The sequence below is a fragment of the Methylorubrum rhodesianum genome (genome assembly GCF_014199985.1).
GTDB classification, from domain to species: domain Bacteria; phylum Pseudomonadota; class Alphaproteobacteria; order Rhizobiales; family Beijerinckiaceae; genus Methylobacterium; species Methylobacterium rhodesianum.
The window spans coordinates 366,942-387,125 of the sequence record NZ_JACHOS010000001.1 but is presented as its reverse complement, the minus strand read 5'-3'; the positions used below and the strand labels follow the sequence as shown (position 1 = coordinate 387,125).

Annotated in this window: 12 protein-coding genes; 4 read left to right on the top strand and 8 right to left on the bottom strand. The window is 68.7% G+C overall.

What is annotated here, in order from left to right; all coding sequences use genetic code 11:
• Nucleotides 1-16: 16 nt before the first annotated feature.
• The 6 genes from HNR01_RS01585 to HNR01_RS01560 form a co-directional block, all read right to left on the bottom strand.
• Nucleotides 17-781 (bottom strand): sulfite exporter TauE/SafE family protein, encoded by a 765-nt coding sequence (locus HNR01_RS01585; RefSeq protein ID WP_183666209.1) that lies wholly within the window; start codon nt 779-781, stop codon nt 17-19.
• A gap of 4 nt (nt 782-785) precedes the next feature.
• Complete coding sequence (locus HNR01_RS01580) at nt 786-1,736, bottom strand: MBL fold metallo-hydrolase (protein ID WP_198580317.1); 951 nt, start codon at nt 1,734-1,736, stop codon at nt 786-788.
• Nucleotides 1,737-1,747: 11 nt separating this feature from the next.
• Nucleotides 1,748-3,082 carry an FAD-dependent oxidoreductase gene (locus tag HNR01_RS01575; protein ID WP_183666207.1) on the bottom strand — a complete coding sequence of 445 codons (1,335 nt, stop codon included), beginning with the start codon at nt 3,080-3,082 and terminating at the stop codon, nt 1,748-1,750.
• A complete protein-coding gene (locus HNR01_RS01570) occupies nt 3,079-4,284 on the bottom strand; it encodes an acyl-CoA dehydrogenase family protein (protein ID WP_183666205.1) in 1,206 nt (401 codons plus the stop codon). Before HNR01_RS01570 ends, HNR01_RS01575 begins: the two co-directional genes overlap by 4 nt.
• A 160-nt stretch (nt 4,285-4,444) precedes the next feature.
• Nucleotides 4,445-4,996 (bottom strand): OsmC family protein, encoded by a 552-nt coding sequence (locus HNR01_RS01565; RefSeq protein ID WP_153875190.1) that lies wholly within the window; start codon nt 4,994-4,996, stop codon nt 4,445-4,447.
• 213 nt (nt 4,997-5,209) lie between these two features.
• Nucleotides 5,210-6,817 (bottom strand): sigma-54 interaction domain-containing protein, encoded by a 1,608-nt coding sequence (locus HNR01_RS01560; RefSeq protein ID WP_183666202.1) that lies wholly within the window; start codon nt 6,815-6,817, stop codon nt 5,210-5,212.
• A gap of 413 nt (nt 6,818-7,230) precedes the next feature.
• On the opposite strand from HNR01_RS01560, the gene HNR01_RS01555 reads away from it, so the two are divergent.
• Complete coding sequence (locus HNR01_RS01555; protein ID WP_183666407.1) at nt 7,231-15,606, top strand: ExeM/NucH family extracellular endonuclease; 8,376 nt, start codon at nt 7,231-7,233, stop codon at nt 15,604-15,606.
• On the opposite strand, the gene HNR01_RS01550 is transcribed toward HNR01_RS01555, so the two are convergent.
• On the bottom strand, nt 15,603-15,809 hold the full coding sequence (locus tag HNR01_RS01550; protein WP_183666200.1) for a hypothetical protein: 207 nt from the start codon (nt 15,807-15,809) through the stop codon (nt 15,603-15,605). The two genes, HNR01_RS01555 and HNR01_RS01550, sit on opposite strands and share 4 nt — an antisense overlap.
• On the opposite strand from HNR01_RS01550, the gene HNR01_RS01545 reads away from it, so the two are divergent.
• Nucleotides 15,808-16,047 carry a hypothetical protein gene (locus HNR01_RS01545; protein ID WP_017482895.1) on the top strand — a complete coding sequence of 80 codons (240 nt, stop codon included), beginning with the start codon at nt 15,808-15,810 and terminating at the stop codon, nt 16,045-16,047. The genes HNR01_RS01550 and HNR01_RS01545 overlap by 2 nt on opposite strands.
• A 9-nt stretch (nt 16,048-16,056) precedes the next feature.
• Nucleotides 16,057-16,413, top strand: a complete 357-nt coding sequence (locus HNR01_RS01540) for an MmcQ/YjbR family DNA-binding protein (RefSeq protein ID WP_183666198.1) — start codon at nt 16,057-16,059, stop codon at nt 16,411-16,413.
• Nucleotides 16,414-16,420: 7 nt separating this feature from the next.
• Here HNR01_RS01540 and HNR01_RS01535 read toward each other — a convergent pair whose 3' ends face one another.
• The gene (locus HNR01_RS01535) at nt 16,421-18,043 is read right to left on the bottom strand and encodes an ABC-F family ATP-binding cassette domain-containing protein (RefSeq protein WP_183666196.1); all 1,623 of its coding nucleotides are present in this window, start codon (nt 18,041-18,043) and stop codon (nt 16,421-16,423) included.
• Between the two features lie 377 nt (nt 18,044-18,420).
• On the opposite strand from HNR01_RS01535, the gene HNR01_RS01530 reads away from it, so the two are divergent.
• Complete coding sequence (locus HNR01_RS01530) at nt 18,421-20,118, top strand: methyl-accepting chemotaxis protein (RefSeq protein WP_183666194.1); 1,698 nt, start codon at nt 18,421-18,423, stop codon at nt 20,116-20,118.
• Nucleotides 20,119-20,184 lie beyond the last annotated feature (66 nt).

The following is a 20,184-nucleotide window of genomic DNA, read 5'->3' as shown; positions in this document are numbered from 1 at the left end:
GTCGGCAGGCCTCCGCTCAGCGGAACAGCATCGCGAGGCCGGCGCCCGCGATGAGTGCGGCCAGGACGGTTTCGAGCAGACCTTTGCGGGCGGCGCAGGCCGAGCGCAGCCGAAGCCCGATGAGACCGCCGCCCGCGCCGCCGGTCACGAAGGCCAGGACCAGGGACCAGTCGACGAGGTGTGAGAGGGCGTAGCTGAGCCCTGTGGTGATACCGAAGGCGGCGATGACGACGAGGGAGCAGCCGACGGCGCTGATTAGGGGCATCCCCGTCGCGGCGACGAGCCCGGGTACGACGAGGAAGCCGCCACCGATGCCGAAGAAGCCTGACATCAGGCCCGTGGCGCCACCGTAGCCGACGAGCCTGGACACGCTTCCGTGCTTCGCGCTCGACGCCGGGCCGGGCGGCGCGAAACGCCGCCTTACCATCAGGGCCGCTGCGGCAAGCATGACGAGTGCGAAGAGGAATTGCAGCCGGCTCCCGTCGAGCCGCTTGCCGAGATCAGCGCCGAGAAGGGCTGCGAGGATGCCGGCGATGCCGAACCAGCCGGCGGCGTGCCAGGGGATCCGCGCCACGCGCAGGTGGCCGACGAGGTTGACCAGCGAGCAGGCGGCGACCGCGAACGCACCGGTTCCGACCGCGACGTGGACATTCCTGAGGCCGACCACATGGATCAGCATCGGAATGGCGAGGATCGATCCGCCGCCGCCGGCCAGTCCGAGGATCAGTCCGACGATCGAGCCGGAGGTCGCGCCGAGGGCATACTGAACGGGGTCCAGCATCCGTTCACGCCCGTCCCGTGGTCAGCGGAATCTTGAGGTAGCGCGTTCCGTTCTCCTCGGGCTCGGGCAGGCGGCCCCCGCGCATGTTCACTTGGATCGCGGGCATGATGAGCCGCGGCGCCCGGAGGCCCCGGTCACGGGCCTCGCGCATCGCCACGAAATCGTCCTCCGCCGTTCCATCGCGGACGTGAACGTTGCCGCTGCGCTGATCGGCGACCGTCGTCTCGTAGACGAAGCTGTCCCGGCCCGGTGCCTTGTAGTCGTGGCAGAGGAACAGGCGCGTCGGGGCCGGGAGCGCGAGCAGGCGCCGGATCGAGCGGAAGAGCTGGCGCGCATCGCCGCCGGGGAAGTCGGCCCGCGCCGTGCCGTAATCGGGCATGAAAAGAGTGTCGCCGACGAAGGCGGCGTCGCCGATGACGTAGGCGAGGTCGGCCGAGGTATGGCCGGGCACGTGCAGCACCACGGCCTCGAAGGCTCCGATCGCGAAGCGGTCGCCGTCGTCGAACAGCCTGTCGAACTCGTCACCGCTGCGGGCGAACTCGGTGCCCGCATTGAACAGCTTACCGAATTCCTCCTGCACCCGAAGGATGCCGCGCCCGATGGCGAGCCGACCCCCGAGCTGCGCCTGAAGGTAGGGGGCGGCGGAGAGATGGTCGGCGTGGACATGGGTTTCGAGGATCCACGTGACCGAGAGGTTCTCTTCGCGGACATAGGCGATCACCCTGTCGGCAGCCTCGTAGGACAGGGCTCCTGCCGCCGGGTCAAAGTCGAGCACGCTGTCGATCACCGCCGCCTGGCGGCTGTCGGGATCGTGGACCACGAAGGTGGCGGTGTTCGTCGGCTCGTCGAAAAAGCCGCGCACGACCGGGCGCGGGGCGGCGCCCGAGCGGCACGCCATGACCTGATCGCACGCCCGAGCGAGAGCGAGATCGGCGGGGCGGATGGCATCCGTCATCGTGTCCTCCCTCAGGCCGCGAGCCAGGCCGTGACGGCCCCGTCGTGCCGCTGCTCCATGGCGAGCCGGTGCTCGCTCTCCTCGACCACGTGCCACGGCGATCCGGCGACGGGGGCACCGTGCAGCGCGATTGGTGCCGAACGGGTCTTCAGGCGGATGACCGGGGCGGCATGCGCGTAGCCCGGATGCACGCGGCCCAGGATCGTATGGGCGATGACGGCGGCCTGCCGCCCGATGGGCTCGATGAAGCGGCAGGGCCGCCCTTCGATGCTGATGCAGTCGCCCAGCGCGAAGATGTCCGGTCCGCTCGTCCGCAGCGTCGTCGGATCGACCGCGATGCCGTGATCGAACGCGAGGCCGGCCGACCGCACGAGGCGCGAAGGGGCGGCAAGGCCGGTCGCGGCGATGACGGTCGCTGCGGCGAGGCTCGTCCCATCGGCGAGCGTGATCGTGAGGCCGCCGTCCGGCCGGCGGCTCAGGCCGCGCACGAGGCTGTCGCCCTGGTAGCGGACCCCGACGCCCTGAAGCCCTGCCAGCAGGCGCCGCGCGGCCGGTTCCGGCAGAAGGTCGGGCAAGGGCAGCGTCGCGGCCCCGAGGAGGGTGACGGCGTGGCCCGCTCGCGCCAGATCCTCGGCCATTTCGCAACCGACCATGCCGGCGCCGATCACCGCGACCGTGCGCGGCCCCCGGGCCAGTTCGTCATGGAGCCCGGACCATGCGGCAAGGTCGTTCACGCGCCAGCACAAGGCCGGATCGAGACTGGACGGCAGCGCCGGCCGGGCGCCGTGGGCGAGGACGAGATGGGTGTATCGCAGCGTGCCGCGCGTCGTGCGCAGGCTGTGTCGCTCCGGCGAGAGGCCCACCGCGACCGTATCGGCCATCAGGCGCACGCCGAGGCGCGCCGCCGCCGTCACGCCCGTCTCGCGGCGCAGCGCGTCCGGCGACAGGCCGCGCCCGAGGGCGACCGAGAGTTCAGGCTTGTGGTAGAGGCTGCCGTCGCAGGCCGTCACCAGCGTGATCGGAATCGTTGCATTCTCCGCCCGGATCGCCTCGGCGACGCTCCACCCGCTGATGCCGCCGCCGACGATCACCACGCCTGCCCGCCGCTGCGGCGCGGCGGGTATCGATGCCGGCGCGACGGGCGCCCTTCGCTGGTAGGGCTCGAAATCCGATTTCGTGACGCCGCAGATCGGGCAGGCCCAATCCTCGGGGATGTCGGCGAAGCGGGTGCCCGGAGGAAGGCCGCTGTCGGGGTCGCCCTCGCCCTCGTCGTAGATCAGCCCGCAGGCCCGGCAGAGGAACTGGTTCCAGGGGCCGAGACCGTCGGTCGGTTCGAGCAGGCTCATGGCCGGCCTCCCTGGAGGCTGCCAGTCGGCAGAATCTCTTGCGAGAGCCGGGCCATCTCCCGGCGCAGATGCTTAATCGCCGGGGTGACGATGGCGACGAAATGCGCCTCACGGATGCGGCGCTGGGGCGCCGCCGACATCAGGTAGCCGCGCGCGCCCTGGTGCAGCAGAGCCGATTGCGAGGCGCGCAGCGCGAGTTCAGAGACTTGGGCGCGGGCGTCGAGGACGTCGATCAGGTAGTCGGGAGCGCCGTCATAGGGCGTCTCGGCGAGCCGCATCACGCGGGCGCGCAGTTCGGCGAGCTCGGCAGCGATCGTCTCGGGACGGTCGTCGAGGTACTGGTTGACGTGGCCCAGCGCCTCCTCGACCGCCAGCATGTCGTCGAGGCTGCCCTCGGCGACGCCGAGACCCATGCCGCACTGGAGCAGGATGAAGGCACCGCGGATACGGCCGATGAAGGGCCGGGCCGGATCGGCGATGATGTCGTCCTGTCCGACGAACACATCGTCGAGCCGCACACCCCAGGTGCTTGTCCCTTCCATGCCCGAAAAGTGCGGGCAGGGCTTCAACTCGGCGCGGTCGCAGTCGAGGCGAAACATGATTTCGTGGCTGATCGTGTCGCCCGCGCCGGTCACGCCAGCGATGGCGCCGCAATACTGGCCGGGCCCGATATGGCTGACCCAGGGCAGCATGCCGCTCACACGGTAGCCTCCGGGCACCCGGCGCGCGCGCAGCAGGATTGGCTCGATCCCGGCGAACGCCTTCATCGGATTGGACAAAGCGGTGCCGCCGAAGGTGCGGCCGGCGGCGTGGTCGTCGAGGACGGCGCCGGAAAGCGCGGGATTACCCGACTGCTCCAAGTAGAGGCCGCAGACGTCGTGGCACCACATCAGGAAGCCGGTGGCGCCGCATGACCGGCTCGCGGCCTGCATCGCGGCCACCGCCAGGCCGAAGCGGGCGCCGAACCGGTCGAGATGGACGCCCAACGCACCTGCAGCCCCGAGCCGCGCCATGATGTCGAGCGGGTAGGTGCCGCCATCGATCGCCGCCGCGGCGGCCTTCAACGCGCCGTCGGCGATGGCGGTCGTTCCCGCGAGAACGGCCGCGTCCGTCCATTCGTCGGCATCCGGTCGGGCCGGGGGCGGGTCTGCCGCGGAACAAGCCGGGGCGTGCGCCGGCCGGAGAGCGAGGGCGCTCGGCATCGTGCAGTCTCCTCAGAACGGGGATCGAGCATCGTCCCGAAGGTCGGCCGCCGGCCGCTGGAAGAAGACGATGCAAAGACAGGAGCCCGGAGCATCGTGCTGGATCTGATATCGAGCACGGTGCTCTTGCGGCGGGAGCCTATCGGTCCCGCCAGTCGGCTCAGCCGGCCAGGCCGATCGTGAAGGGGATCGGGTTGCGCATGGAGTTGGCCACCGGCGAGTACCGGTTCGCGTGGCGCACGATCTCGTCGAGTTCCTCGCGGCTCGCGTCGCCCTCGATGGTCACGGCCACACGGATCTCTTGGAAGCCCATGTCTTCCGGCAGCTTCTCGGCCCCACCGGCCCCCCAGGCGGCCGGATTGCCGATATCGCCCTCGAGATGGAGTTCGAGGCGGGAGAGACGCACCTGCTTCCAGGTCGCGACGGCGGTGATGCCGACGGCGAGGCAGCCGCCGAGCGCCGAGAGGACGATCTCGCCGGGCGCCGGAGCCGTGTTCTCACCGAACAGGTGAAGAGGTTCGTCCACCACGACCGGCGCGTGGTCGCCGACATAGCTCAGGGTGCGGTACTGGCCCTCGACGACCGTGTGCACACGGTTCGTGCCGCGCGAGCCGGGATTGCAGCGCCCCTTCTCGGCGAACTGCATCAGGCCGTCGCGATCGATCGGGCGCAGATAGGTGGAGACGGTGGTGGGGGCGACGCTCGCGCTCATCGGCAACTCCTTTGTGCGGTCCGGCCACCGCTTTCATCGGGGCCGGCTCGGAGGGACCTGCGCAAGGCGGATGCCAGCGACGGCGTATCGAAGATTATTTCATAAAATCCAATAACATGAGCAACTTAACGAAAAGTCTTGGATGCGCGTCGATTGCAGCATGTCGATGAATGTCAACATTTTGTCGACATTGTCGATTTGCGCGGAAGCGACTCATGAGGTCGCCTGAAGTTTGCGCCAGCGGTAGGAGAACTGGCGTTCGGTCAGGCCGAGGCGCTGGGCAGCCCGGGTTTTGTTGCCACCGGCCTGAGTCAGGGCCATGCGCAGCGCTTCGTGGTCGTGCGAGTCGGCTGGCAGATACGGGCGTACGGTCCCCATGGCACGGAAGGCCGCCTCCCTCTCGTGCGCGAGGAGCGAGGACGGCCCCGGCGCGCGCAATACCGGCACCGTGACGACGGCGCCTTCGAGCATCGGCCGCAGGTCCTCGATGTCGAGGAGGCCCTCGCTGGCCAGAAGCACGAGCCGCTCGATGAAGTTGGCGAGCTGGCGGATGTTGCCTGGCCAGGACTGGCGGGCGAGATGCGCCACGGCCGACTGGGTCAGGTTGACGTTGCGCTGGTTGTTCTGGTTCGCCTGAGTGAGGAAGTGCAGGACCAGATCGGGGATGTCGCTGCGCCGCTCCGAGAGCGGCGGCAAGGTAATGGGCACGACATTGAGGCGGTAGAACAGGTCCTCGCGGAAGCGGCCGTGGGCGACCTCGTTGGCGAGGTCGCGATTCGTCGCGGCCACGAGGCGCATGTCCACCCGGATCTCGCGCTTGCCGCCGAGGCGCACCACCGTCCCCTCCTGCAGGGTGCGCAGCAGCTTGGTCTGGAGGACCGCCGGCAATTCGCCGATCTCGTCCAGGAAGATCGTGCCGCCGCTCGCCTGCTCGAACCAGCCGGCCCGCGCCTCGACGGCCCCCGTGAAGGCGCCGCGCTCGTGCCCGAACAGTTCCGACTCGAACAGGGTGTCGGGAATCGCCGCGCAATTCACCTTGATGAAGGGCCGGTCGCGCCGCGGACTCGCAAGGTGGAGAGCGCGGGCGAAGAGCTCCTTGCCGGTCCCCGACTCGCCGAGCAGCAGCACGCTCGCGGTCGCGTTCGCGACCTTCTCGACCTGCACCAGCGCCCGCAGCAGCGCGGGTGACGTGCCGATGATGCCGTAGCGCGCGCGCCTGATGCGCAGCTCGCGCGCCAGCATGTCGTTGTGCTCCTCGAGTGCGCGCGTCTTCCGCTCCACGCGCTCGTTCAGCGTCAGCAGCTGGCTGACCATCGTGGCGATGATGCGCAGGATCGTCAGATCGTCCGAGAGCGCCCGCTCCCGATGCCTGATCCGGTGACAGGCGATCGCCCCGACCGTCCGGTGATCGACCCGGATCGGCAGCGCCAGGAACGACACCGCGCCCCGGGGAAGCTGTGCCCGCGTCACGGCCCGCCCGAGGAAGGTCGGATCCTTGTCGATGTCCTGGACGATGATCAGGTGGCCGTCCTTGATAACGCGCCCGGTGATGCCCTCACCCAACGCATAGCGGCCGCGGGCAGCCTCCTCGCGGGTCAGGCCGTAGGAATAGGCGATCCGGAAGCCTTCGCCGCTTGGATCCCTCAGGACGATGCGCCCCCGGTTCAGTCCGACGATTTCGGACAGGAGATGTAGCATCTCCCGGGCGACCTGATCGAGGCGCAGTCCCTTGCCGATCAGGTTCATCACCTCCTGGATGAGGAACATCTCCTGCGTGCGCCAATGCGCCGCCGAGCCGGCCTTGCCCGCACGTCCATCCATGCCTCTTGCACCTCGGTCCCTCGATCGGCGTGTGGATGCGTGCAAGCCTCGTGCAACCCTACCGCTCACAGGTCTCGATCAAGCCTGAGGCGACGATCCCGCCCGCGCGGTCCGGCTGAGCTTCCCCAGCCATCAGGACACCGATGCGGTGCCGCGCGACCGACCACGAGCATTTCGCGAACACGACCGCAGCGGCCCGTCGCGAGGCTATCCAGGCTTCACAGTACTGTTGCGGAACGCCGCTAGCGAAGAACGCGGCTGGCATAGGTCGAAACGCTGTGGTCGTGCCGAGAGGGTCCCGCTGGCGGGACGCCCACGACCCCTGCGTCTTCTCGCATCCGGCCGAGGATCAACCCTTGGCTTTGCACCGGGCGGCCTGCGCCCCCGGCTCGCTCGGCTGCCTGGAGACGGACATGGCCACGAGCCTCGCCGCCGGCGACATCGCCCTCGTCGGATACGATGCCGACAATCCCGACGACTTCGCCTTCGTCATCCTGCGCGACGTCGAGGCCGGCACCACCATCACCTTCACAGACAATGGCTGGAGCAGCAGCACCAATACGCTTCTGACGAGCGAGGGAAGCTTTACCTACACCGCCCCGACGGCGCTGGCCGCCGGCACGGTGATCCATCCGACGGCCGACAGCGCTGCCGGAGGTCTGAACATTCCCGTCTACACGGCCGCCGACGCGCCGCGATTCTCTTTCAGCACGGACGGCGACCAGATCCTGGCCTACCAGGGCAGCGCGGCGAACCCGACCTTCCTCTACGCGATCAACTTCGCCGACGGCGCCGGCGCGTTCGCGACGAACGGAACGAATTCCAACACCTCGGCGCTCCCGACGGGTCTGACGCTCGGGCGCACCGCCGTGGCCCTGGGCGCCGATAACGGCCGCTACAACGGCCCCGTATCCGGCACGTCCGAACAGTTGCTGGCGGCCATCGGCGCGGCCGCGTCCTGGAGCCAGGACAATACCCTGCGCGTCGGTGCCGGCAGCTACGGCGCCTTCACGGTGACCTCCGCCGCGGTCGTTCCTGCCCTGTCGATCGACGACGTTCAGGCCGTCGAGGGCAATAGCGGCACGAAGCAGCTCGTCTTCACCGTTTCCCTGAGCGCGCCGGCGCCCGCGGGCGGCGTCACGTTCGACATTGCGACGACGGACGCCACCGCCACCGCCGGCAGCGACTACCTGGCTCGGGCGGTCACCGGCCAGACCATCGCGGCGGGCCAGACCAGCGCGACCTTCGCGGTGGACATTCTCGGCGACACGGCGGTCGAGCCCAGCGAGACCTTCACCGTCTCGGTCTCGAACGTACGAGGTGCCATCGTTGCGGACGGCCAGGGCATCGGCACGATCCTCACCGACGACATCGGCATCCGCATCAACGGCACCACCATCTTCGACGCGGCGCCCTCGCTCCAGGGCCTGTCCGGGGCGACGGCGACGTCGGCGCCCGTCCCGACCAACGCGCTTCAGCTCGTTCGGCTCGGCGCCTACGCCGCCTCGAACGACCCGGCGACGCCGGCGGCCCCAAACGCCGAGGTCGTCGCCTACGATTCCACGACGAGCCGCCTCTACGTCCAGAACACCAACGAGAACCGCATCGAGATCGTCGCGCTCGACGCGACCGGTAGCCTGACCAAGACCGGTGAAATCGGGCTCTCGAGCCTGGAACAGTACGGCTCGGTGAACTCGGTCGCGGTCTTCAACGGCCTTGTGGCCGTCGCCTACGCCAACGTCACCGGCGACGCGCCCGGCCGGGTCGCCCTGTTCAACGCCGACGGCAGCCTGCTGCGCTCGCTCACGGTCGGCGTCGGACCCGACCAGATCGTCTTCACCCGTGACGGCCACCGTCTTCTCGTCGCCAACGAGGGCGAGCAGGCGAGCGCCGGCAGCAACCCGGTCGGCGGCGTCTCGATCATCGACGTCTCGGGTGGTGCGGCGAACGCGGCCGTTACGGCGACCGTCGGATTCGAGGGCCTCGACGGCAGCGAGGCCGCCCTGCGGGCCCGTGGTCTCGCCGTCACTCCAGGGAAGGGCGCGGCGGCCGATATCGAGCCGGAATACATCGCGATCTCGCCCGACAACCGCTTCGCCTACGTCACCCTGCAGGAAGTGAACGGCGTCGCCATCATCGACCTTGCCAATCCCGGCACGGCGCCGATCGCGATCCAGCCGCTCGGCGCGGTCAACCATTCACTGGCCGGGAACGAATTCGACGCTTCCGACCGCGACGGCCCGGCCGGCACCGCCTCGATCCGGATCGCCGCGACGCCGGCGAACACGCCGATCTACGGCCTGCTCCAGCCCGACGCCGTCGCCTCGTTCTCCACCGGCGGCGCGACCTACTTCGTCACCGCCAACGAGGGCGATCAGCGGGTGATCGGCGGCGCCGACGATTCCGGCGACGTCGCCCGGCTGAGCAGCATCGCCAACAGCCGGCTGACGCCCGAACTTCAGGCCCTCAAGTCGGACCCGGCCTACGCCCGCCTCAATGTCCTGCTGCGGGTCGGCGACACCGACAACGACGGCGTGATCGACCAACTCCACACGCTCGGCGGGCGCGGCATCTCGATCTTCCGCCAGAACGCCGACGGGACCGTCACCAAGGTCCGGGAAACCGGCGGCGAGTTCGAGAAGATCTTCGCCCAGATCGCGCCGGAGCGCTTCAACAACGATCAGGTGCTCGTCAATACGCCCGACGACCGCTCGGACAACAAGGGGCCGGAGCCCGAGGGCATCACCATCGGCACCGTCAACGACCGCATCTACGCCTTCGTCGGTCTGGAACGGCAGAGCGGCGTCATCGTCTACGACGTCACCGATCCGGCCAACGCGGCCTACGTGTCCTACGTCCCGCCGCTTCCCGGCGCGACGACGGATCTCGGCCCGGAGGTGCTGACCTTCATCGCCGCCGACCGCAACCCGACCGGCACGCCCCTGCTCGTCAGCGCCAACGAGGTCGCCAATGGCGGCGCCGTCCTCTACGCCGCGCTGCCCCAGGGCTTCACGCAGGAGATCGGCTTCGCCGCGAACTCGCTCTCGGTCGGCAAAGCGGAAGGCAATGCCGGCGAGACCGTGTTCACCTTCACGGTGGAGCGCAGCAACGGGACGCTGGGTGCGGTCTCCTTCACCGCCGAATTGACGGGCACCGGCGCAAACGCGGCCGACGGTGCCGACTTTGCCGGCGCGCCGGGCCTGCCTCTGACAGTCGCGGGTACGATCCCCGCCGGCGCCACCTCGACGCAGGTCAGCGTCCGTGTGAGCGCCGACGCCCTGCCGGAGGCCGACGAGACCTTCGCCCTGACCCTGCGCTCCGCGGCCTCGAACCAGACCGGGATCGCCGCCACCGTGCGCTCGACGGCCGCCACTGCGGCCGGGACGATCGTCAACGACGATGTGAGCCTGATCTCATCGGTTCAGGGCGAGGGGGCGGCGAGCCCGCTCGTCGGCCGAACCGTCACCGTCGAGGCGATCGTCGTCGGCGATTTCCAGAACGGCGATCCCGACGCCAAGCGCAATCTCGGCGGCTTCTACCTGCAGGAAGAGGCGGCCGATCAGGACGGCAACCCGCGGACTTCCGAGGGCGTGTTCGTCTTCGAGGGCACCGGCAATCGCCTCGTCGATGTCGCCGAGGGTGACCGGGTGCGCGTCACCGGCACCGTCACCGAGTTCAACGGCGAGACGCAAATCGCCGTCCGGGATGCCGGCGCGATCCAGGTGGTGACGCCGCGAGCGCTGACGCCTGAGCAGGTCAAGGCGTCGGCGGTCGCCGTCGAACTCCCGGCAGCCGCCACGATCGGCACCGGCACGACGGCGCAGCCCGACCTCGAACGCTACGAGGGCATGCTGGTCCGCTTCCCCCAGACGCTCTCGATCACCGAACAGTTCAATCTCGACCGCTTCAACGAGATCCGCCTCGCCGCGGGCGGGCGGCCCGAGACCTTCACTAACGAGTTCGAGCCGAACACGGCGGCCTACGCCGCCTACCTCGCTCAGACGGCGGCCCGCTCGATCACCTACGACGACGGCCAGAACGCCCAGAATCTCCCGGTCGAGAATCTCGACGGCTTCGGCCCGACCTACGGCACGGCGAGTGCCCCGCGGATGGGCGACACCGTGACGGGGCTGACCGGCACTCTCGGCTTCGGTCCGACGGGCGCCTACCGGGTGCGGGCCATCGACGACGGCGACAACCGCTTCGTGGCCGCCAATCCGCGACCGGCCGAACCCGACGCGGTCGGCGGCACACTCAAGGTCGGCAGCCTCAACGTCCTCAACTACTTCACCACCCTCAACACGGGTGCCTCGGCGCGCACGGCGATCGGCCTCGAGCCGCGGGGCGCCAACACCGCGCAGGAACTCGCGCGCCAGACCGACAAGCTCGTCACGACCCTGATCGGCACCGGCGCCGACCTGCTCGGCCTCACCGAACTGGAGAACCAGTTCCGTCCGGGCGACCCCGGCAACGCGCTCGAATACCTCGTCGGTCAACTCAACCTGCGCGCCGGCGCCGGCACCTACGCCTACGTCAATCCCGGCGCCCAGCTCGACCAGGGCCAGTTCCTCGGCGGCGACGCGATCGCGGTCGGCTTCATCTACAAGCCGAGCAGGGTCGGCGTGGCGATGAACACCACGATCGAGCGGCTCGACGACACGGATGTTGCGGCCTTCAATCCCGCCCTGCTGCAGCAGAGCACCCTCGGCCACATCTTCAACGGCGCCAACACCAGCCGCGCCTCGCTCGCGGTGACCTTCAACGAGATCGCCACGAACGAGACCTTCACCGCGGTCATCAACCACTTCAAGTCGAAGGGCGGAACCGGGACCGGCGCCGATGCCGACCTGGGTGACGGCCAGGGTGCCTGGCAGCAGCAGCGGGAGCTTGCGGCGACGGCGCTTGCCCAGTGGCTCGCCCTGAACCCGACGGGGAGCCGGGACAGCGACAAGATCCTGCTCGGCGACTTCAACGCCTATATCAAGGAAGATGCCCTCGACATCCTCAAGGCGGCCGGCTTCACCAACCTCGCCGAGGATCGGCTCGCCAACCCCTATTCCTACGTCTTCGACGGCGCCTACGGCGCCCTCGATCACGCCCTCGCCAGCAGCAGCCTGAACCGTCAGGTCACCGGCGTCACCGAGTGGCACGTCAACGCCGACGAGGCGGACGCGATCGATTACAACCTCGATTTCGGCCGCTCGGCCAGCTACTTCGACGGCCGCTCGCCCGCACGGGAATCCGACCACGATCCGGTCCTCGTCGGACTGCGCCTCGACCAGACCGCACCGACACTCGTCGGGGCCACGCCCGCCGACAACGGAACCAACGTGGCGCGCGGCGCCGACATCGTCCTGCGCTTCAGCGAGGCGGTGCGGGCCGGAAACGGCGACATCACCCTCACCGACGGCGCGGGGGACACGCGCACCATCGCGGTCTCCGACACGACGCAGGTCCGGATCAGCGGCGACGCGGTGACGATCAACCCGAGCGCCGATCTGCGGCCCGGCACCGCCTACGACGTGATCGTGCCCGCCGGCGCCTTCACCGACACCGCCGGCAACGCCTTCGCCGGCATCGCCCGCGACAGCCTCGATTTCACCACCGAGCAGGCCAGCCCCATGACCTACACCCTTCAGATCCTCCACGCCTCGGATTGGGAGGCCGGCCTGCTGGCGACCGAGCGGGCAGCCAACTTCGCGGCCATCATCGACAAACTCGAGGATGCGACGCCGAACTCGATCACGCTCTCGACCGGCGACGGCTGGATCCCGAGTCCGTTCTTCATCGCCGGTGCCGACCCGCAGATGGCGGCGACGTATAACGGCGTCTACAACCAGCTCTACGGGCTCTCCGGCGCCAGCGCCTACGGCCGGCTCGCCGCCTCCCCCGGCCGCGCCGACGTCACGATCCAGAACATCATCGGCGTCCAGGCCGCGGTGTTCGGCAATCACGAGTTCGATTCCGGACCGACGGAGGTCGCCAACATCATCGGCGCCAACCTCGGCAATGCGTCGGGCGCCGCCGACGACACCTGGGTCGGCGCGCAGTTCCCCTACCTCTCCGTCAACCTGAACTTCTCCCGCGAGGCCGCTCTGTCCGGTCTCGTGCATCGCGACGGCGATCTGGCGACCTTCGCGCAGACCGGACCGACCTCAACCCAGACCGGCACCGGCGCGGACAAGATCGCCAAGTCGACGGTCATCGTCGAGAACGGCGAGCAGATCGCCTTCATCGGCGCGACGACGCAGCTCGAGCCGCTGCTGACGACGCTCGGCAACGTCACGCTGGACGGCTTTACCGGACGCGACGAGATCGCGCTCCTGGCCAATCAGATCAATGCCGAAGTCGATCGCGTGCTCGCAGCCAATCCGGGCCTCAACAAGGTGATCGTCGGAACGCACCTGCAGCAGCTCGCCAACGAGCAGGCGCTCGCCCCGCTCCTGCGCAACGTCGACGTCCTGATCGGCGGCGGCTCGCACACCCTGCTCGCCGACGGCAACGACCGGCTCCTGCCCGGCGACAAGGCGGGCGGCGCCTACCCGCAATTCTTCACCAACGCGTCCGGCCAGACGCTGGCCCTGGTGAACACCGCCTCCGAGTATTCCTATGTCGGCCGGCTCAACGTCACCTTCGACGATCGGGGCAACGTCATCCGCAACTCGATCACCCCGGAGAATTCCGGTGCCGTCGCCGTCGATGACGCTACCGTCGCGCAGTTATGGGGCTCGAAGGCCGCAGCCTTCACCCCCGGCTCGAAGGGCTACCTCGTGCGCGAGGTGATCGAGGGCCTGGACGCTAACAATGACGGCATCCAGGAGACGGCGGGAATCGCCGACATCATCCGCCAGCAGGACGGCAACATCCTCGGCCGCACCAGCGTGTATCTCGAGGGCCGCCGCGGCGAGGTCCGCACTGAGGAGACCAACCTCGGCAATCTCAGCGCCGACGCCAATCTCTGGTACGCCAAGCAGTTCGACGGCACCGTCGCCGTCTCGATCAAGAACGGCGGCGGCATCCGCGACTCGATCGGATCGTTCTCGACGGCCGGCGGCGGCACTGCGGAGCTCCCGCCGGCCGCCAACCCGGCGGCGGGCAAGGCGGCGGGCGACATCTCGCAGCTCGACGTCACCAACTCGCTGCGCTTCAACAACGCGCTCGCGATGGTCACGGTCACGGCCTCCGAGCTGGAGCGGGTGCTCGAACACGCCGTCTCGTCGGTTGCGCCTGGGGCGACGCCCGGGGCCTTCCCGCAGATCGGCGGCATCAGCTTCTCGTTCGACGCGAGCCGGCAGGCTCAGACGCTCGACGCCAACGGCAACGTCACTCGCGAGGGACAGCGGATCGTCTCGGCCGCGATCGTCGATGCCGACGGCTACCTCATCGACACCCTGGTGCAGAACGGCCAGCTCGTCGGTGACCCGAACCGAGGCATCCGCGCCGTCACCCTGGACTTCCTCACCACGGGAACCAGCGCGGCGCCGGGGCTCGGGGGCGACAACTATCCCTTCCCGGCCTATGGGGAGAACCGTGTCGCGCTGAGCAGTGCCACGCCGACCTCCTTGCCCAACACCGAGACCTTCGCGGCGCAGGGCACCGAGCAGGACGCCATGGCCGAGTATCTCAAGGCCTTCTTCAGTGTGACGGCCTTCGGCCAGGCCGATACCGGCCCCGCCGCCGACACGCGCATCCAGAACCTTGCCTTCCGCGGTGACAGCGTGCTGGCCCGCGGCGTCAACAAGCCCGGAACCGGCGGCAACGACGTGCTGCAGGGAACACCCTTCGCCGACCTTCTCTCCGGCGGCGCGGGCGACGATGTCATCACCAACAGCGCCGGCGACGACATCCTGTCCGGCGGGCGCGGCATCGACACGCTCGTCTTCAACTCGTCCTTCGCGAACATCACCGTCTCGGAGGCCGGCCGGTTTACGGTCGTCACCGGGCCGGAAGGGCGCGACCTCGTCGATGGCTTCGAGCGCTACCTGTTCTCGGACGCCACGATCGTGGTGAACGACGGCAAGCCGCTCGTCGACGACCTCTACTACCTCGCCCGCAACAAGGACGTGTTCCAGGCCGGCCAGGACGCGGACACGCACTTCGCCCAGTACGGTGCCCGCGAGGGCCGCGACCCGAATGCCTTCTTCTCGACCAAGGGCTATCTGGCGGCCAATCCCGAGGTGAGGGCCTCCGGAAGCAACCCGCTCGATCAGTACGAGCAGATCGGCTGGAAGGAGGGACGCGATCCGGGCGCTCGGTTCGACAACGAGTTCTATCTGGCGGCCAATCCCGACGTGAAGGCCGCCGGGCTGAACCCGCTCGCGCACTACCTTCAATACGGGCAGAGCGAGGGCCGGGCGATCCACGATGCGGTCGGCCGGGCGGGCGACATCCGCGGCGGCTTCGACGCCGAGTTCTACCTCCTCGCCAATGCCGACGTGGCGCAGGCTGCCGGCAGCGGCAACGCCTTCACCTTCGCCGCCCAGCATTTCGAGCAATACGGCTGGAAGGAGGGTCGCAACCCGAACGCGGTCTTCGACACCAAGGGGTACCTCGCCGCCTACGGTGACGTGAAGGCGGCGGGCATCAACCCGCTGACCCACTACGACCAGTATGGCTGGAAGGAGGGCCGCGACCCGTCCGCCTCGTTCGACACCGCGACCTACCTCTCCACCTACAAGGATGTGGCCGCCGCCGGGCTCGATCCGATGCAGCACTTCCTGCAATACGGCCTCTACGAGGGTCGGTCGGACTTCGCCGACGGCGGCTTCCGGTACGGCGCCCTCGTCTAGCACGGCAGCGTTCCGGCCCAGTCTTCCGTCCAGCCTGATCGGATCGCGCCCCGGTGCGGTCCGAACGCTTTCGGGCCGCCGCACGATCGATGCCGGGGTCGCTGCGGCGTGAAAGAAGCGGTCTGCGAACCACAGCCGATGATCTCTTCCGCCATGCGGGCGTTGATCCGGTCCTGGGGCAGCGGACGGAGAATGTCATCCATGTCGAAACTCTTCATCGCCCGGGTGCGCGGTGCGGGCGGCGAGCGCCCGCTGGTGACCGTTCGGGCCGCGGCCGAGGGCGAGGCTCGCCTGTTCGTCGAGGCGGCCTACCCGGAGGACGAGGTCGTCGAGATCGCCGAGCCCGGTGAATGGGTGAGCGACAGCGATACCGGGACCCGGAGTGGCGACGTGCGCGAGCATCCGGGCACCGCCTGGCAGGTGCCGTCGAGCCGGGCCTAGCCTGCCGTCATGGCCTGTTTGCCCGAGGATGTACGCGCCCTCGCGCTCATGCTGCCTGAAGCGCTGGAGGGGGCGCATCAGGGCCATCCCGACTTTCGGGTCGGCGGGCGGATCTTCGCGACGCTCTGGACCGACGAGGCACGGGTGGTCGTCCGGTTGACGCCGGAGGCGCAGGCGCGCCTGCTCGACACGGACCCGGACGCGTTCGAGCCCGTTCCGGGCGCCTGGGGCACGCGCGGTTGGACGAGCCTCGACCTCGACATGGCCGAGGAGGAGGCCTTGCGCGCCGCGCTGCTGACCGCTTGGCGGATCGTCGCGCCGTCCGGCCTCGTCACGCGCTACGAGAGCCTCGCGCTCGGTCCCTGATCGGCCCTCAGCTTCTCAGGCCCGGCGCTTCCTGACCCGTGCTCGCCACGTATTCCGAGTAGCCGCCGCCGTACTGCCGGATGCCGTCACCCGTCACCTCGAGCACCCGGTTCGACAGGGCGGCCAGGAAGTGGCGGTCGTGGCTGACGAACAACATCGTCCCCTCGAACCCCGAGAGCGCGTCGATCAGCATTTCCTTGGTGGCGATGTCGAGGTGGTTGGTCGGCTCGTCGAGGACGAGGAAGTTCGGCGGGTCGTAGAGCATCTTGGCCATGACCAACCGCGCCTTCTCGCCCCCCGACAGCACCCGACATGGCTTCTCCACGTCGTCGCCGGAGAAGCCGAAGCAGCCGGCGAGCGCCCGCAGCGAGCCCTGGCCGGCCTGCGGGAAGGTGCTCTCCAGATCCTCGAACACGGTCAGGTCGCCATCAAGGAGATCCATCGCGTGCTGGGCGAAGTAGCCGAGCTTGACGCTGCCACCGACGGCGACCGTCCCGGCATCGGGCTGCGCCGTGCCGGTGACGAGCTTCAAGAGCGTCGACTTGCCGGCGCCGTTGATGCCCATCACGCACCAACGCTCCCGGCGGCGGATCGAGAAGTCGAGCCCCTCGTAGATGATGCGGCTGCCGTAGCGCTTGTGCACGCCCTTGAGCATCGCGACGTCGTCGCCGGATCGGGGCGCCGGCTGGAACTCGAAGGCGACGGTCTGCCGACGGCGCGGCGGCTCCACCCGCTCGATCTTGTCGAGCTTCTTCACCCGGCTCTGGACCTGCGCGGCGTGGCTGGCGCGGGCCTTGAAGCGCTCGATGAACTTGATCTCCTTGGCGAGCATCGCCTGCTGGCGCTCGAACTGCGCCTGCTGATGCTGCTCGTTCAGCGCACGCTGCTGCTCGTAGAAGACGTAGTCGCCGGAATAGGTCGTCAGCGTGCCGCCGTCGATCTCGATCACTTTGGAGACGATACGGTTCATGAACTCGCGGTCGTGCGAGGTCATCAGCAGTGCGCCGTCATAGCCCTTGAGGAAGGATTCGAGCCAGATCAGGCTCTCCAGGTCGAGGTGGTTGCTCGGCTCGTCGAGCAGCATCACGTCGGGGCGCATCAGGAGGATGCGGGCGAGCGCGACGCGCATCTTCCAGCCGCCCGAGAGGCGCCCGACATCGCCGTCCATCATCTCCTGCGAGAAGCCGAGGCCGGCCAGCACCTCGTAGGCGCGGCCCTCCAGCGCGTAGCCGTCGAGTTCCTCGAAGCGCGCCTGGACCTCGCCGTAGCGTTCGACCAGGGCGTCCATCTCGTCGGCACGGTCGGGATCGGCGAGCGCCGCCTCCAGCTCCTTCAGCTCGGCCGCCACGGAACTGACCGGCCCGGCGCCGTCCATGACCTCGGCAACGACGGAGCGCCCCGCCATCTCGCCGACATCCTGGCTGAAATAGCCGATGGTGATGCCGCGCTCCGACGAAACCTGGCCCTCGTCGGGCTGCTCCTGGCCCGTCATCATGCGGAACAGCGTGGTCTTGCCGGCACCGTTCGGGCCGACGAGCCCGGCCTTCTCGCCCTTCTGCAGGGCGGCCGATGCCTCGATGAAGACGATCTGACGACCGTTCTGCTTGCCGATCTTGTCGAGACGAATCATGCGTCCGCGAGGCCTGGATAAGGATGGAGAGGGGGTGCCGGGAGCGTTCTCGGCAGGGCCTTAAGGCATGCTTGCCGGGAGCGGAAGGCGGCGCCACGCAAGGCAGGGACGGTGTCGAGGCAGTGATGAGTGGGGACGCTTTCCGTTAGGCGGCGATAGGTTCCAACCGTTTTCGGGAAACACTTTCCAACGATGATCGCGAGTAGCAAGTTTGCCGACTGCATTGGCTCCGCTTATTAACATAGGTGATTAGCGAAAGTCGCTCGCGCAATTTGAAGGATTTGTTTCTTATTAACCGTCGGATCCTCACATGATCGTGATCCGATGTGGCGGGGGCGGCCCGCGGACGTTCAACTACGGTCCCGCGACGCAGACAGATGCGCTGGTTCACCAATCTCAGACTTCTTGGGAAACTTGCCATTCCGGCCGTTCTGGTCGCGATGGTCGCGGCCGGTATTGTTATCCTGGCGCACAACACGCTCGATCGATTGCAGCGAACGACACAGGAGGTCGTGGACGTCCGTGCCGCCCGGGTCATCACCGCGCTGCAGACCGCCCTCGCCATCGACGAGGCGGTGATCAGCGAGAAGAACATCATTCTCGAGACCGACGGACCCGCGCTCGCGGCACAACACAAGCGGTTCGAGGCGGCGCGGGAACGGGCCCTCAGCGGCGTGGATCGGTTGATCGCCATGGCCGATACGGATGCGCGCCGCACGATGCTCGGTGAGCTCAAAGCCACGGTTGCAGGCTTCTTCACAACGGCGGAGCGTTCGATCGAGCTCGGGCTGAAGAACCAGAACGTCGAGGCGGCGAAGGTGTCCTCCGACGTGGTTCGTCCGGTGCGGACGAAGGCGATCGAAGCGATCGAAAAGCGCGTTACGGCCAATATCAGTGACCTCGAGGCCGCGAAACAGCAGGCCCAGGAGGTCGGACAGTCCGCCGCGATGGCTCTGATCGCAATCGCGGCTGCCGGCCTTCTGATCGCCTTCAGCCTGCTCGGTCTGATCGCCATCGCCGGGGTCGTACGCCCGATGGGACGCCTAGTCCGCGTGCTCGAGCGGATGGCCGGGGGCGAGATCGAGACCGATATCGCCGAGGCCCGCCGCGGCGACGAGATCGGTGCCGTCGCCCGCGCGGTCGAGGGGATCAAAGCCCTCGTCGCGCGCAAGGCCGCCGAGCAGGCCGAGCTCAAGCGCGTGGCGGACGAGGCTGCCGCGGTCGAGCGCCGCCGCACCATGATCGAGCTTGCCGACGGCTTCGAGCGTGCGGTGGGAGGCGTCGTTGGAATGGTCTCTTCCTCGGCGACCGAACTGCAGGCCACCGCTCAACAGATGACCGCGACTGCCACGCAGACTGCGAGCCAGTCGACCACCGTCGCCGCCGCGGCCGAGGAGGCCGCCTCCAATGTCGGCACCGTCGCCGCCGCGGCGGAGGAGCTCGGTGCGTCGGTGCAGGAGATCGGCCGACAGGTCGGCACGTCGGCTGGCATGGCTCAGCTCGCGGTCGGCGAGGCGGACCAGAGTGCCGTCCTCGTCCACGAATTGAGCCAAGCGGCGGCCCGGATCGGTGATGTTGTGAATCTCATCGCCAACATCGCGAGTCAGACCAATCTTCTGGCGCTCAACGCAACGATCGAGGCGGCCCGCGCCGGCGAGGCCGGCCGGGGCTTCGCCGTGGTGGCAAGCGAGGTGAAGGAACTGGCGGCCCAGACGTCGCGGGCGACGGAAGAGATCTCCGGTCAGATCGCCCAGATCCAGGGCGCGACCGGTCAGGCCGTGTCGGCGATCGGCGGCATCACCGGGCGCATCCGCGAAATCAACGCGGTGACCGCGACGATTGCGGCCGCGGTCGAGGAACAGGGCGCGGCGACGCAGGAAATCGTGCGCAACGTCTCGCAGGCAGCCGCCGGTGCAGGCGAGGTGACCGGCAATATCGCAGGTGTGGCTCAGGCCTCCGAGGAGACCGGCGCCGCCGCGACTCAGGTTCTGGCATCCGCCTCCGAACTGTCGCGGCAATCCGAGCATCTGCGGGCCGAAGTGGCGCGCTTCCTTTCCACGGTGCGCGCGGCCTGAAGCTGCTTGGGCAGGACCAAGAAAAAGGGGGCGCCCAGGGCGCCCCCTTTTTTTGTTGGAGGGGTT